The organism is Pseudomonas sp. H1_G08 (assembly GCF_054681355.1).
Genome location: NZ_CP162822.1, coordinates 1168458 through 1182818 on the forward strand (window position 1 = coordinate 1168458; position 14361 = coordinate 1182818).

General features: G+C 56.2%; 12 protein-coding genes. 3 read left to right on the forward strand and 9 right to left on the reverse strand.

All coding sequences use genetic code 11. The features are described 5' to 3' along the window. The first annotated feature begins 1 nt into the window (after nucleotide 1). From AB4N85_RS05300 to AB4N85_RS05310, 3 genes are all read left to right on the forward strand, one after another. Nucleotides 2–244: a hypothetical protein gene (locus tag AB4N85_RS05300; RefSeq protein ID WP_150741575.1), complete on the forward strand. Its 243-nt coding sequence runs from the start codon at nucleotides 2–4 to the stop codon at nucleotides 242–244. An 11-nt stretch (nucleotides 245–255) separates the two neighbouring features. Continuing rightward, entirely contained in the window at nucleotides 256–456 is a 201-nt protein-coding gene (locus tag AB4N85_RS05305) for a hypothetical protein (protein ID WP_056784567.1), read from the forward strand. Between the two features lie 86 nt (nucleotides 457–542). After that, nucleotides 543–1127 (forward strand): hypothetical protein, encoded by a 585-nt coding sequence (locus tag AB4N85_RS05310; protein ID WP_041478611.1) that lies wholly within the window; start codon nucleotides 543–545, stop codon nucleotides 1125–1127. Nucleotides 1128–1450: 323 nt separating this feature from the next. Here the strand turns inward: AB4N85_RS05310 and AB4N85_RS05315 are convergent, their stop codons facing one another. From AB4N85_RS05315 to glcF, 9 genes are all read right to left on the reverse strand, one after another. Then, entirely contained in the window at nucleotides 1451–2278 is an 828-nt protein-coding gene (locus tag AB4N85_RS05315) for a glycosyltransferase family 2 protein (protein WP_252869545.1), read from the reverse strand. Nucleotides 2279–2434: 156 nt separating this feature from the next. Beyond that, the gene (locus AB4N85_RS05320; protein WP_252869177.1) at nucleotides 2435–2932 is read right to left on the reverse strand and encodes a hypothetical protein; all 498 of its coding nucleotides are present in this window, start codon (nucleotides 2930–2932) and stop codon (nucleotides 2435–2437) included. A 118-nt stretch (nucleotides 2933–3050) separates the two neighbouring features. Further along, nucleotides 3051–4061 carry a DUF6708 domain-containing protein gene (locus AB4N85_RS05325; RefSeq protein WP_252869178.1) on the reverse strand — a complete coding sequence of 337 codons (1011 nt, stop codon included), beginning with the start codon at nucleotides 4059–4061 and terminating at the stop codon, nucleotides 3051–3053. A gap of 175 nt (nucleotides 4062–4236) precedes the next feature. Next, nucleotides 4237–7656, reverse strand: a complete 3420-nt coding sequence (locus AB4N85_RS05330; RefSeq protein ID WP_252869179.1) for a toxin VasX — start codon at nucleotides 7654–7656, stop codon at nucleotides 4237–4239. Beyond that, on the reverse strand, nucleotides 7653–8525 hold the full coding sequence (locus AB4N85_RS05335; RefSeq protein ID WP_150741578.1) for a DUF4123 domain-containing protein: 873 nt from the start codon (nucleotides 8523–8525) through the stop codon (nucleotides 7653–7655). Before AB4N85_RS05335 ends, AB4N85_RS05330 begins: the two co-directional genes overlap by 4 nt. Further along, a complete protein-coding gene (locus tag AB4N85_RS05340; protein WP_252869180.1) occupies nucleotides 8526–10574 on the reverse strand; it encodes a type VI secretion system Vgr family protein in 2049 nt (682 codons plus the stop codon). Between the two features lie 134 nt (nucleotides 10575–10708). Then, nucleotides 10709–11224 carry an Hcp family type VI secretion system effector gene (locus tag AB4N85_RS05345; RefSeq protein WP_007949952.1) on the reverse strand — a complete coding sequence of 172 codons (516 nt, stop codon included), beginning with the start codon at nucleotides 11222–11224 and terminating at the stop codon, nucleotides 10709–10711. Nucleotides 11225–11671: 447 nt separating this feature from the next. Further along, nucleotides 11672–13051: a 2-oxoadipate dioxygenase/decarboxylase HglS gene (gene hglS / locus AB4N85_RS05350; RefSeq protein ID WP_460067266.1), complete on the reverse strand. Its 1380-nt coding sequence runs from the start codon at nucleotides 13049–13051 to the stop codon at nucleotides 11672–11674. Nucleotides 13052–13139: 88 nt separating this feature from the next. Next, nucleotides 13140–14360: a glycolate oxidase subunit GlcF gene (gene glcF / locus AB4N85_RS05355; protein ID WP_252869182.1), complete on the reverse strand. Its 1221-nt coding sequence runs from the start codon at nucleotides 14358–14360 to the stop codon at nucleotides 13140–13142. Nucleotide 14361 lies beyond the last annotated feature (1 nt).

Sequence of the window (14361 nt, forward strand, 5' to 3'; positions counted from 1 at the left end):
CATGAGCGACGACGTGCAACTCCCAGACCTCGACACCTGGCAGCGCCTGTTCGACGATCAAGCCTACTGGCAGAACTCCCCTGACGCTCACTACCTCGATCTGCAACGCATCGCCGATGACCTGCTCGGCCAAGGCGCAATCGATCTTGAGCAATGGCAGTTGATGCGCGCCAAAGCCGACGATCTGCACAAGCAGTCACCCGAGGTCAACGTCGCCCGCGAACTCGAAGATCCCGAAGCCTGAGGACTCCTGCCATGAATACCACCAGCAACCAGAACGACAACCCCGACGAACCACGCCCGGCCGGTGAAACCGAGCGCGACAATGATGCCCTGCGCCCGACCGATCCCAAGCAGCGGCAGGACAGCGGCAAAGGCACGCCGAGTGGCGAATCCACTGCGCAAGAGACTGCCAAGCCACATACCCGTGGGCCACAAACCCAAGTCAAGCCCTGAACAGCGTCTATGCTCACTGGCACGCCTGCTGCAGAAGTCGTTTCGGTGGCGGGCGTCGCCATTTCATCACAGGGAAAGTAATGCATATGAAGCTCGACGCTCTGGCCAAGGCCATCACTCTCGCAACGCTGCTTTCTGCTGCCAGTTTCGGCGCTTTAGCTGCCGATATTCCGTTATCTGCCGTCGTTGAGGCCGATTCCGTTACCACCAAAGTGCTCGCCGTCGACCCGGCCAATCACCAGGTCGTGCTGGAAGGCCCCGAGGGACGTCAGGTCCACGTTCAGCTCAGCGACAAAGCGAAAAATCTTGCCAATCTCAAAGTAGGGGACCTGGTGAAAATCGAGGTGCAGCGATCTGTCGCCGCTTATCTCGATACAGACGTGGATAAAGGTCTGCCAGGCACCACCGAACGTACCGGCGAACTGCGCAAGGCCCCGGGCAGCGATAACCCGGGCGGCGAGGCCTATCGTCAGGTTCAGGTGCAGCTGAAAATCAGCAAAATCGATTTGAAGACCAATCAGGTCACCCTCCAAGATCCGTCCGGACAATCGAAGACGCTCGATGTGAAGAAGCCGGAGATTCAGGCCAAGTTGAAAGATCTGAAAGTAGGGCAGAGCGTTATTGTCACTTATACCGATATCCTGAAAGTGACCAGTCAGCACGATAGTTGAGTATTAACTCTACAAGTTTATTGCTCTTGTACAACTTTATGTATGAGAGCAATCATATAAAGGTTTTTGTAAGACAATTCCCGGGATAAATCGGCAAAACACAGTTTTTAACTTTTCAGTGCAAAAATTTCATGTTTGCCCATGACGACAGGTCCACTTGTTTGAATTAAAATCCTCGGCGTTCGCCCAGTGTCAGGGCTCTTTACCGGTGCAAGGATTGCCAGGCCGTAACACTGGGCGAACTCCACTACTGGCGAAAGTTGTATACAGAATCTGCAAACAAAAAGGGCGACTTTGAAGTCGCCCTTTTTTATTGTTTTCGATCAAGTCGAAGCCTGCATACCGGTTTTGCCATGCTGCCCCTGCAAGCGCTTGAGTGTCTGCTGGTACATTTTTGTACGGCGGTGATCCTTGCCATACGTGCCTGCCGCCGCGACGGTGCCGGCCTGGATGTGATCCAGGTAGCGGAAAATCTTCCGCGGCGAGAGGAACCTGACGCCATAGCCCAACCCGACCATTCGATCCTGAAGCGTGTAACCAGGCACCTCCTCATCCATGCAGAAGTGCAGCCCGAGCGACTTCATCAAACGCGCATTCCACAGCGTACAGAAACTTTTCAGATGCGTTTCTTTATACGGGCGTGGTGGTTTCGAACGCAGGCCGAAATGAACTTTTAGCCGACGAACATGATGTTTGCAGAACCGCGAAGTTAACCGCCAGGTGTCTCGCAGCCACCCACGATCAAGTTGCTCAACACAACCCACCGCCGCCATGTCCGCACTTTTCGTGCATTCGCGCATCATCATCGCGAACACTTCCATGTCGTAGACAAAGGTATCGGTGTGCAGCAGAAACAAATAATCGGTCTCAACTTTCGCCAAGGCCAGATCCAGCGCCTTGCCATGGGCAATATGCCCCATTTCCTTACCGGGCGACGGCCGCTCGATCAGATTGATCCAGTCCAGCGAACGCAAATAATCGAGGCTGGCATCCGCCGAATCGTTATCCACCACCCACACTGGAATGCCCTGCGCCTGAACATGCTCGCGCAACAGTTCCAGACACATGCGGGTGATGTCCGGGGTTTTGTAATTGACCAGAACAAGACTGAAGTCGGGATGCGGCTGGGTAGGCAGATCGAAGGCTTTCATGTCGGAGGGACTCATCACGGCTCAAGACGACAGGTTGATAAGCCGGGATGCTAGCGGGGGAAGCTTAGGTGAAGCTTAATTTGGCAGGGTGGGACACTGGAGAAGTGTGAGGACGTAAAACGGTTGGGATGCTTACCGGATGTAGCCATGCGTTCATCAGGTTGCGAAGTAAAGCTCATCCAGTTGGCGCTTGCGGATTGCCAGGTATTCGTCCCATACCTTGGGAAAATCCTCATCTCTGGTTAGCGGAAAAGTCAGGTAGATGTGTTTTCCGACAACACTGATGTACTGGCGCGCACGTTTGAAGGCCGGCTGTTCGTAAAGTGCAAGGCTTACGTCGTAAGCGTCGTGATGGTGGCGAATCGTTACTCGATGAGGGGCAATCATCCCTCGCGCAAAATCGATTACCCAGTCGCCGTCTATGGCCGTACGCAAGTAGCCGTAAACACCATCGACCGACAGCAGGATGCAGGTGTTCGCTTGGTGGCCGTCCTCGTCGTTCGCTAGAACAATCTGGTCTGCGAAGTATTTGATCGTCTGCTTATCCGGACCCTGTAGAAGCAAGCCCCAGCCCTCGACGCCCATGCGAAACTCGCCGATGTTTTGAAAGGTTGCGGTCCATCTATTGGCAAGCGTTATCTGACGGGTATTCATGGGGATTTCAGACTCGAAATTTCCGACTTATGGCCTCGGATAAACCGAAACAAATCGGCTTTACGTTTTAACAGATGTTAAAAATTCAAAGAAATAGACGACCTTGGTTGCTCACATTTCATCCATGCAAACCCGCCGCTTTGCACGCTTCGACGAACGTGGCGCCTTTTTTGTCCATGGCAGTCTTGACCATTTGATTGGCTTTCACCAATGCAGCGCTGGGCTTGGCCCATTGCTCTGGTGGCAACGCCTCAGACCATGTCTGCACTTGCTCCGGAAGGGTAGGCCGCCCTTTGCGATGCGCCCATTCGGCTAGCATGTAAGGCATCTTCCAGAAGCTCAGCACGCGCCACATGTACCAGCGGCGCAGTGGCCAACGGGATTTTTTCGAGTAACCGTAATGCTCGCGCTGCTCGGGCGTCAGTTCGTCGCCACCCTCGTCCAGCGACCCCATCGCGCGTGCGTCTTCGCGTTCGATTTCAAAAGTGTGTAGGCCTTCGTACGGTTTGAGCCGATCACCGGATGGAGTCAAACCCAGTGCCTTGAGCATCGGGTTTGGAGCATCTACCAACTGACCGTCTTCCATGTAATTACGAATTGAAGTCCACATCCCTAAAGCATGTGCATCGCTGGGTTGTGGTAGCAGGAGGAATTGCACTTTGTCCTGCTCCTCATCCTCCAGACCCATGCCGAACGTGTACTGGCGAGTAGCGCCATAACTGGTGACGCCCTGAGTGTTGGAGACCCAGGCGACTACGCTTTCCCAAGGTACGATGAGGACGCGGCGGGTTTTGCTGTCGACGTAGCAGACTTCGCGGCGTTGGCGGTTGAAGCGGACGGGGTAGGTTTTTGCTGCTTTAAAGACGCCGGAGAGCATTCCGTATAAGTACGCACCAAGAGGGAGAATAAACAGTAGAGAGCCACTAGCAAAAACCAGTAACGAGTCACCAATTAGGTCGACGAACCTTCGATCTATTCCGTGAGGGCTGAAAAGTGCGAGCCAAGCACAGATAAGCACCGGAGCAATGAATGCTGTCGTCAATGCCATCCAAATTCCAGCGGCAAGTATTTTTCCTTGTTCAACCATTCCCCAATTACTTCCACCGAGTTCCAGGAATACTTCGTTCATCCCTGAAAAATTCCGGCGAGAGGATTGAGTTTGTCCTGTATAGACCGGTAATGGCGATAGAAACAAAGTTTCATTCATTCCACGGGCGCGGACTTCTCCAGCCCTTGGCCTCTCGCTACGGATGTCCGCTGCGGCTTCAGAAGTAGTGAATTTAGCGCCGCGTTTGAAAAGGCTTTTAAGCATCGATGGTCCCCAAATCTTCTTTTTTGAACAATATGAATTGGGATTTACTTGTGCCAATCGGCAACGAGTCAGCAGAATCAAGCTTAAAGACACCGCGCGTTGGATCGCGCCTGTAAGGTGAGCTAATAATATGCAGGTCACGGAGCACAAAGCAGGTTTCGTGCATTACGTCACGTTCAGCTTCCAATTGATAAGCGATGGTCAATGCCAAGGAAAAATCTGTGGTCTGCAATGAGTCACTGATCGGCAAATGAATTGTCAACGCTTCGCTGCCTTTACTGGCTACGACTAATCGACTAATCCAAGTTGTCGTGCACTCCCGCCATCTCAAGGGAAATGGGCCAGGCGCGTAACCCCCTTTCTTTGGAACATCGCGATATTGCTGGTACGCTTTCAATTGCAATTTTCGAGTATCCATTTCCTGCGTGCTAACGCCTGGAATTATAAGCTTCAGATAGGTCTGCTTGGCATCACGAATCATTTCACAAGTAGGTTTTTGCACGACCTTTGCCAGTTCGTTCCATTCGTCCTGCATGCTGCGATTCTTAGTTTTATTTCCCCAGACGCTGGACTCCATCCATCTTTGCAAGTCGTCCAGATTAAAATAGTTGTATAAACCCTCGCCCACCAGTTGCAAAGCAGTCGCGATCAGACCAATCAAGTTGGCGCGTGCGCCAATCGCCATAATTCTTGGACTCGCCTCTGCCCAAGCTAAAGCACGGAGTTCAGTCGGGCTTTTCATAATGTTAACAACGATTGAACTTGTACGCGTGGCAGCCCATGTATTTGTACCTACTAGTATTGAGTCACCACTGATTTGGAGGGTTGTAGCTCCTAATTCTTTGTAATCGCCTTTAGCCAAGGCCTTGCCCCATTGAATGGAGTGCTTGCCCAAGTCAATAGAGGCGGAAATCGCGCCGAAACTGAAAGCGCCTACACCGGCGACGCCCGTCCATCGGCCCAAGCGGCTAAGGGTATTGACCTTGCCTGTAGCACTAACCATTTCCGATAAATGAGCTTGAAATATTGTTACCGCCAAGCCTTGTACCGTAGCAAAACCAGCAGCCGAAAAACCTACGAGTGACTCAAATAGGTTCCACCAGTCAGATAGCGACGGAACATCTTTTTTACTCATTGAACTTATCGCTTCAATAAACTTCTGCCCCTGAATCACAAACAACGCAAACGCGATCCCATCCCCCTTCGACCTCATGACCCCTGCGAGCGGCTTATTGAATGTCCCTGTAGCCCGGAAGTCTCGTACGGTCCGGCCCATCTCTGCCCGCAATTGCGGATCCAGACCTTCGATCACCGTGCCGATTTTTGCCGGGCTGTCTCCGCCTACAGTCAACGCGTCGCAGAGCCTCTGTTCCAAAGGTAACAGCGAATTTTTGATTTGGGCAATCCGTTGGTTGTACTGCGTTTCACTGCCCGGCATGGCGGAGCCGGTGGTTTGCCGGGACAATTCGCGATTGCGCAGCTTGTAGGTTTCCTTCAACTGGCCGCGCAGGTCCAACGCCTGATCTCGGGCAAGGTTGAAGGCGTTGATTTCGGCGGCAGACGCTGCACGCAATGTCAGCCCTTGCCGGGAAAACTCTCGTAGTAACTGTAAACGCGCAGGCGCTCCGATTTCGCGAATGTAGCTGTTGGGATCGACGGTTTGTGCACGCGCGAAGGCTACGTGAGCTTTGTCCAACTGATCGGCAATTTTCATCTGTCGAGCCGGGTTATAGGCCTCGTCCAGCAAGCTTTGCATGCCCATGAACTGAGTGTTCAGTTTGGCGTAGTTGGGCAGGCGCTCGGTCATCAGACTGTGGAACTGATTGGTCAGGACGTTGACGTTGGCCAGGTTTTCCTTGGCGGAGATCACGTTGATCGAGAAACTGCTCAAGTCCGCGAGTTTTTTTGCTACGTCGACTTGTGCGGCCAGAGTCAGCGTGTCCAGCCCAGGTACGACGGTCAGCAGATTGGCTTCCATGTAAGCCGCAAGTTTCGCGACGGCCTTCGGGTCAGCACACATGGCGGCGACACAGACGAATTCAGTCTCCAGACGATGCTTGATTTGCGCATCGAGCTTGAAATCGTAGTACCAGGCGGCTCCGTGGAAGTAGCCACTGGTAAACATCGTCAGGCGATCATCACGAATGTTCTTCAACCGTCCGTGCCAGTGGCTCAGCAGTATTTGCTGTTTGAGGAGAAATGCCTCCATCTCCGGTCGGTTAACCAAGTCATCGACGCCACGCTGACCGAGCTCCTTGCCATGCAATGCGTACCAGCTTTGCAGGCTCAGTTTATTCAAGGTGTCTTGATGTTTACGGTATAACGGATTGCCCAGCGAATCCGTCATGTCCATGTACGCACGGGCATAAGGATCCTTTTCAGCCATTTTTCGCCAGTGCGCTTCGTCTCCATAGATCCCCGGATCTCTGTTATCCCGGCGAACCTTCAGATACTCATAAATCTTGTTCTGCTGCTCTTCGTTGGTGTCGTCTTTCAACGACTTGATATCAGGGTCTGTTTTGCTCAGAGCGTCAAGTCGGGGCCCATTGACGTCGTAGAGCGACTGTATGTAAGAGCCAGTAAGGTATTGAGCCTGGCATCGTTCATCAGCACTCCATTGTTCAATCCAGTCAGCCACTTTCAACTGCGCACTGGCCAGATCACGCATCACGCCAATGTCGTCTCGTAGCACCAGAAACAGGTAGTCGTTCTTGTACGGGCCTTGCACGTTACTGGTCAGACTTTCAATGGTGGTTTGCTTGAAGAGTGGCTGATCCTCCCAGTGATAGGCCACGCTTTCCTGCTGATTCGAACCCTCTGGTTTGGCATCGGATCGAGACTGATCTTCCTTGACCTCGGCCAGCCAGCTCTCCGCCTGCTGCTTACTCAGCAAATGCTCGCCACCCTTTTCCGGGCAGGCGCTTGTCAACTCGAGCTGCTGCATCAAGCGTTTGCGCTCATCCTTGGAGTTGAGCACTTGCGAGCATTTGAAAGCTGTCCACTGAATCTCGGAATAACTGGCGTAAAGCGTGTGAGATCGAGTGAAAATCAGATGCGGTTCCCCGACTGAACTGGTCCGAGTGTCGGCCGATACTTCCTGACTGTTCCACAGCAGCTTGGTGATCTGGCCTTTCTCGATCCGGTATTCGTGCAAGTAACCGGTGGTGCCATTGATGATGTACAGATACCCATCGCGCAGCAAACGAATGCCCAGCGGCTGGCTTTTGGTTTTGTACGGCATGGACACCTCGGCAGCTGGATCGAGATGTTGGACCAGGCCATAGCGCAGAGGTAGCAGTTGCACTTTCTTGTTCATCAACGGGCACACACCCATCGGCACTCGGGTGTCTTTCGCCGGCTTGGCCATTGCGGCGGTGTTGGCGCTGGGTTTAGGCGGTTGTTGAGTGGTCACGATTGGCTTCCTTGTCGATCGGCGGCACGGCGTTCGGCCAGTTCTGCAGCGCGCTCAACGCGTTTCAGTGGTGCTTCAGACGTCGATTGCGCGAGTAGCTGAACGATGTCGGGATGATCAGTGACCGGCTCACCAGCGAGATAGCCGAAAACGTTCGCATAGAGGGTGATTTCCTGTTCAGAAGCGAAACCCTTTTGATAGGCATCTTCCGCGAGTGCTTGCGCATAGGGCCGACGATCTTCAGATGCAAAAGTCGCCATGAAGTCCGCAAAGTACGTATGCAAATGCTCATTTAGATCAGATATGAAGTTACGAAATTCTACTTCGCCCAACGCAGTGAGTTCTTCATCCGTCAAACGATAGGTCTCGGGTTCGGCTATAGCGGGTCGGTGGCAAATGTGTTGATGCCAGTTGATGCCAACTCCGTCCGGCAGGCAGACATGTCTGACCGGTCCGAACCATTTCGCGCTGCCCTTTTTTTCTGCCAATGCAAACAGCTGGTGCATGACCGCAGGGTCGGCAATACGGGGCATGACTTCTATGCCACTCGGGTGCTTCACGCTCAGCAAGTGACGCCAATGGCCCCACAACGAATGCGCATCTGCGTCGCTGAACAGCAGATAACCCCACTCCTCGGCCGCATGTTCTCTGAAGTACGCCAAGAGCGGATCGCTGGCACCTTTAAGCTCGATCAGATAGGGCGAAATATCTGACAACTCCTGCCAGCGAGTGGACTGGTACAGGCTGTAGGCTTGGTTATCCCATTGAAACAATTGCTGCGCGAGATCGGGAACACTGACGCCATCCAGCAGCAGATAAGCTGGGGTTTCCCATGGCAGATCAATCGGAAGTGGCGGTAGCTCGATCATTTAATGTAGCTCCCTTTGTGCAGCCTGTTTGGCTGCTTCGCACACCGCACAAATCGGCTTCTTCTGCATCAACGCCTGCCGCTGCGCTGGCACCAGCAACTGCCCGGCTTTATCCGTATCAGCTTGCTTCAACGGCCCGGGCATCAACGGCGCGGCGCCCGTGCCAACGCCCGGGCTGCCGCCGGAGTTCATGTTGATCACCGGGCCGCTCATGGTCACGCCACCAGCATCAATCTTGATGAAGCTGCCGCCGCCGACCAGGGTCAGCTCCGCACCGGCTTCCATCACCACTTTCATGCCACTGCTAAGGTGGATTTCCTGGCCGGCGTCGATGAACTGGCCGGTGCCGATCTTGATGTGCTGATTGACGCCGACGGTCAGATGATCGTTAGCGCGCGCCTCGACTTTGCGGTCGGCGTAGACGGTGTGGTGTTCTTCGGCCTTGAATTCGCTGTAGCTGTTCTTTTCGACGGTGTCGTGGCGTTCGTTGCCGACGCGGATTTTCTGGTCGTGTTCGATGTTCTCGTCCCAGTCGCGCTGGGCATGCAGGTAGATTTGTTCCTGGCCTTTTTTGTCTTCGATGCGCAGTTCGTTGTAGCCGCCACCGCCCATGGAGCTCAGGGTCTTGAAGGTGCTGCGGGTCTTGTTCGCCGGCAGTGGATAGGGGACGGTGTTTTCCTTGTGGTACAGGCAGCCGCTGATCAGCGGTTGATCGGGGTCACCTTCAAGGAACGTGACCAGCACTTCCATGCCAATGCGCGGGATGGCGATGCCGCCATACTGGGCGCCGGCCCAGGCGCTGGAGACGCGCAGCCAGCAACTGGTCTTGTCGTCGGCCTGGCCTTCGCGGTCCCAGTGAAACTGGACTTTGACCCGGCCGTACTCGTCGCAGTGGATTTCTTCACCTTTCGGGCCGGTGACCACGGCGCTCTGGCTGCCGAGGATGCGCGGTTTCGGATGGCGTAGCGGCGGGCGGTTGGGCACGTCCCACGGCGTGGCCTGGAAGCGGTTGCGGTAGCCCTGGTGGAAATCGTCTTTCAGCGCCGTGGTGTCGCTGGTCACCGACTCTTCGAGCACCTGCGGCTGCTTGCCTTCATGCAGGACTTCGGTGAGCAGCCACAGGTCGTTCCACTTGGCTTTCGGGTGTTCGGTCAGGGCGAGAAAGTGGCCGCTGACCAGCAGTGGCTGATCACTCTTGCCTTCGGCGAGCTGGAAGTCGCTGCGATGGCGTTCGAGGGCGCGTTTGGCCAAATGTTTGCCGCGCTCGCGGTCGATGAAGCGCCCCGGGTAATCGTAGTCTTCAAGGTCGGGCAGGGCGTCGCCACGGTTTTCGCTTTCCAGGGTCAGGCGCGGTTTTTCGAAGTCGTAGTCGCGGCGGGTGGTGCGGCTGGTGCGGGTTTCCAGGCGCAGGTCGAAACGCTTGATCACCGGGTTGCTGGCGACCATGCCGGAGTCTTGCTGATAGGGCACGGGGGCGAGTTTTGGAAACACCGTCTGGTCATCGCCGAAAACGAGCTTGTGCGCGTTGGCGCTGTGCTGGAAGTGGAAGTGAATGCCTTCTTCTTCGCACAGGCGCTGGATGAAATGCAGATCCGACTCGTCGTATTGCACGCAGTAGATGCGTTCAGGATAGATCGAACCGGTCTTGAATTCGTAGGCGTTGCTCTGGATGCCGTGCTCTTCCAGCACCATGCCGATGATTTTCGGCACGCTGAGGTTCTGGAAGATGCGCTGGTTGATGCGGTGCGCCAGATACGCCAGTTGCGGACGCAGCGTCACCGAATAACGGGTCAGGCGCTTGCCCGAGTCACCTTGCGCGGCGCGGTAGATCTGGCCATGGATGCCGCTGCCGTCAGGCGACAGCTGCAGGAAGGCCGGTTTGTGCAGCAGGGTTTCGAGGTCCAGCGACGGCTGCTCACTGACCAGCTCCACCTCAAAGACAAAAGGCTGGCTGATGGCTTCCCGGCCGGTGAGGGTAAACACCTGAAAGTCGGCGGAAAGCCCTTCGATGGTCAGGGCAAAGTGGGTTTCATTGGCCGGCGCGAACATCCCTTGTTCCTCGTGCTGTAAAGCGGCGCTCGTCGACGGCCGCAAAAAAGCGGCTCAACGTACGCGAAATTCTGGAGGGGCGTAAACAACATCGACCAGCAGAGCTGGCCGATGCGTGTAACGGTCAGCCGTAATTAAACGACTGGAGCACGCCAGTCATCGGAACCCGAAGTACCGGATACTTCGTGGGTCCAGGTGATTTTGCGGTAGGTGAACTGCACTTCTTCCAGGTGGGTGAAGTGCGCGTTGCCTGGATCCTGGCAGTTGTGCATTTTGTTGTTGATGGCGACGATGATCGCGTCTTCCAGTTTGGTGGTGTAGTAGTGCTCTTGGGTGCCTTGAGCCGAAGTGCGGTACCACTGGATAACGATTTCGCTCATGCGCTCGCCGGAAGTCAGAGCTGCTTGAAGCAGTGGCGAAGCCTTGTCGTAGACCTTGGTGATCACAACTGGCTTGTGTACGCGCTGACCGGTTGGCTGACCGGATTGCGGGTCACGCGGGATGATCACGTCGTGGGTGAAAGCCTGAACCATAACCTGGTCTTCGTGGCCTTCCTGGTAGGTGTTGCCAACGGAGTCGGCGGTGAAAGCGCCGGCAGTGATCAGGCCTTGTTTTTCGCCGGTAACCGACATGTACGCTGGTGTTGCCATGGGGTGCTCTCCTTGCGGATAAAGTTAGGGTGCCCGGAGGCGAAATCGCCCGGTGGGTGACGCAGTGTTATCAAGGAGCGTGCCAGGTTCTGCGCGGTGCCCGGATGGCGGGGGCGCCACGGTAGTTGGTGATCATTCGGGGCGATTTTCAGCGGGAAAGTCGGGAGAAAGTGCGCAAGAAGTTGCGCAGTACTGCGCAACTTCTTGCGCACTTGGCTGCAGGGCTTGCGCCGCTTGAGCTGCAGAGGATTTAGGCCCTGAAATATTACGGGCCACTGCGCAACTTCTTGCGCACAATGGCCAGATGCCTTTATGGAGGCAAAGATTGCTATGGAGGCAAAGATTGCCTCATAGCTTCAGATCAAAAGATCGCAGCCTGCGGCAGCTCCTACATTTGGAATGCATTTCCCCTGTAGGAGCTGCCGTAGGCTGCGATCTTTTGATGTTTTAACGCGCGAGTCGGGTCAAACACTCCTCAATCGACCGCCGTTGCGTCTCGGCATACAACCCCAACTCATCAATGGTCGAACGCCCCAGCGCCTGTTCGAAAGCATGTCGATTGGAGTGTTCGGCGTAATGCGCCTGTGCGGCATCCCCCAGGTTCGACTGAAAAATCCCCGCTGCGCTCACCGGCAGGAAATCTTCGTACACCAGCGGCTCCGCTTTCACGTAGTCATCGCGCAGCAAGTCCTCCAGGGACGATTCGCCAAGTCCGTGCGCCGCGATGCCCTTTTCCGTAGCGAAAAAACGAAAGTACGCCAGCCCCTGTTCGCGCATGCCCTCGATGCTGTCAGGAAATTCGGTAAAGTGCTGAGTCATCAGCGCGTCGTAGCGTGCGGCATTGGCTTCATTGGGGAAGTCGCCCAGTTCATCGCGAGCGGCATTCAACAGGCGGTCATACAACGCGCGACCCTTGGGCGTGAGGGCGGCGCCGCGTTGTTCGATTTCGCCGAAGCGCGCGCTGTGGCTGCCACAGGTTTCGGGCTGATCGGTGAAGGCGATCGGCTCGTCCAGCGCTTTGAAGCTGGTCTGGCGCAGCAGGATCGGGCAATTGCGGCGTGGTGGACCTTCGATCACCGCTTTGGGTGTGATGCCATGGGCAGGCATCTGCTCCTGAACGGTGTCGATGTCCAGCGTGCGCGGGGTCAGGTGATTGATATGCGGGCCTTTGAACGCAACGACATCGGCGATCAAGCGGTGCTGGGCGCTGAGTTTCTGGTACTGCGCGGCGCTGACGGTGGCGCTGTGGTGCCAGCGAAAAGTCTCCAGGGCCTGTCGGACGAATTCTGCGGCTTCGTCGTCATTCAGTCCGCCTGCCGTTTCCGCCTGTTCAATCAGGCGCAACGCCTCTTCAGTAAAAATCGAACGACGGGCCAGTACCGACTCGGCAAACGAACGCAATTCGGCGTCTTCAATCAGCTCCAGGCGCAGCAACGAGGTGAACACGCGAAACGGGCTGACCTGCAGCGCTTCTTCATGCACCGCGCGAAACGCCGTTGAATGCACCGGCACACCGGCCGGGGTCAGGTCGTAATAACCCACTGGTTGCATGCCCATCACCGCGAACAGGCGGGCGAGGGTAGCCAGTTCGCTCGCGGTGCCGACGCGAATGGCGCCGTGGCGTTCCATGTCCAGGCGTTCGATTTCGCCGGTGCGCTTGAGCTGTCCGGCGATGTCAGGCTGACGTGCCAGCACTTCGCGGTTGGTTTTTTGCACCAGTTCCATCAGCGCACCGTACAGCGGCACCTCTTCGCGGTACATGTCGGACATCGCTCGGGAGAAGCGTTGGCGGATCAGGTCGGGGCTGACGAACGGCTGCACGGTCATGAAAAAAATTCCTGCCACGGTGACGAAATGGATGCCGGAAAAGATCGCAGCCTTCGCCCACGCGGGCAAACGAAGAATCCTACGAACTTCATTCTGCCAACGACTGATCCACCAGCTCGATCCAGTGTCTGACCGGCGTGCGCCCGGCGCTCGCCAGATGGCTCTGACAGCCCACATTGGAAGTGACGATCAACTCCGGTCGGCCGCTTTCCAGGGCGTTGAGGCGCTGATCGCGCAGTTGCCGCGCCAGCACCGGTTGGGTCAGCGAGTAAGTGCCCGCCGAGCCGCAGCACAAATGGCCGTCCGGCACTGGTGTGAGGTTGAAGCCGAGTCGGGTCAGCACGGCTTCCACGGCGCCGCCGAGTTTCAGTGCGTGCTGCAAAGTGCACGGGCAATGCACGGCGATGCGTCGTTCGCTGGCGGCGCACACTTGCTCCAGCGGTTCCTCGGCGATGATTTGCACCAGATCCCGAGTCATTTCGCTGATCCGCCGTGCTTTCGAGGCGTAGATCGGGTCGTCCGCAAGCAAATGCCCATAATCCTTGATGAACGCGCCACAACCGCTGGTCGTTTGCACGATGGCTTCGGCGCCATTCTGCAAGTGCGGCCACCAGGCGTCGATGTTCTGTCGAGCGCGGTCAAGACCTTTGGCCTGGGCGTCGAGGTGATAGTCGAGCGCGCCGCAGCAACCCGCCTCGCTCACCGGAGTGACGCTGATGCCCAGACGATCGAGCACCCGCGCGGTCGCGTCATTGGTGTTCGGCGACAGACCCGGTTGCACGCAGCCTTCGAGCAACAACACCCGGCGCGCATGCCGAGGAGCGGGGCGCGACCCCATAACACCCAAGTGTTGCGGCAGTTTGCTTTCCAGCAGGCGCGGCAGCAGCGGTCGAAAGGTCGCGCCCATGCGCAGCAAGCCTTTGAACAAACCGGGATTGGGCGCCAACGCACGCAAGCCTTCGCGCAGCAAGCGCTGAGCGGCCGGGCGCGGCACCGCGCTGTCGACTACTGCGCGGCCAATGTCGAGCAGGTTGTGATAATCGACGCCGGACGGGCAGGTGTTTTCGCAGTTGCGACACGACAGGCAGCGATCCAGATGCAGTTGCGTCTGCTCGGTGGCCGGTGCGCCTTCCAGCACTTGCTTGATCAGATAAATGCGCCCGCGCGGGCCATCGAGTTCATCGCCGAGCAATTGATAGGTCGGGCACGTCGCGTTGCAGAAGCCGCAATGCACGCAGGTGCGCAGGATCTTTTCCGCTTCGCCAGCCCGGGGCAATTTTCGCGATTGCTCGCTGAGGGTGGTTTGCATG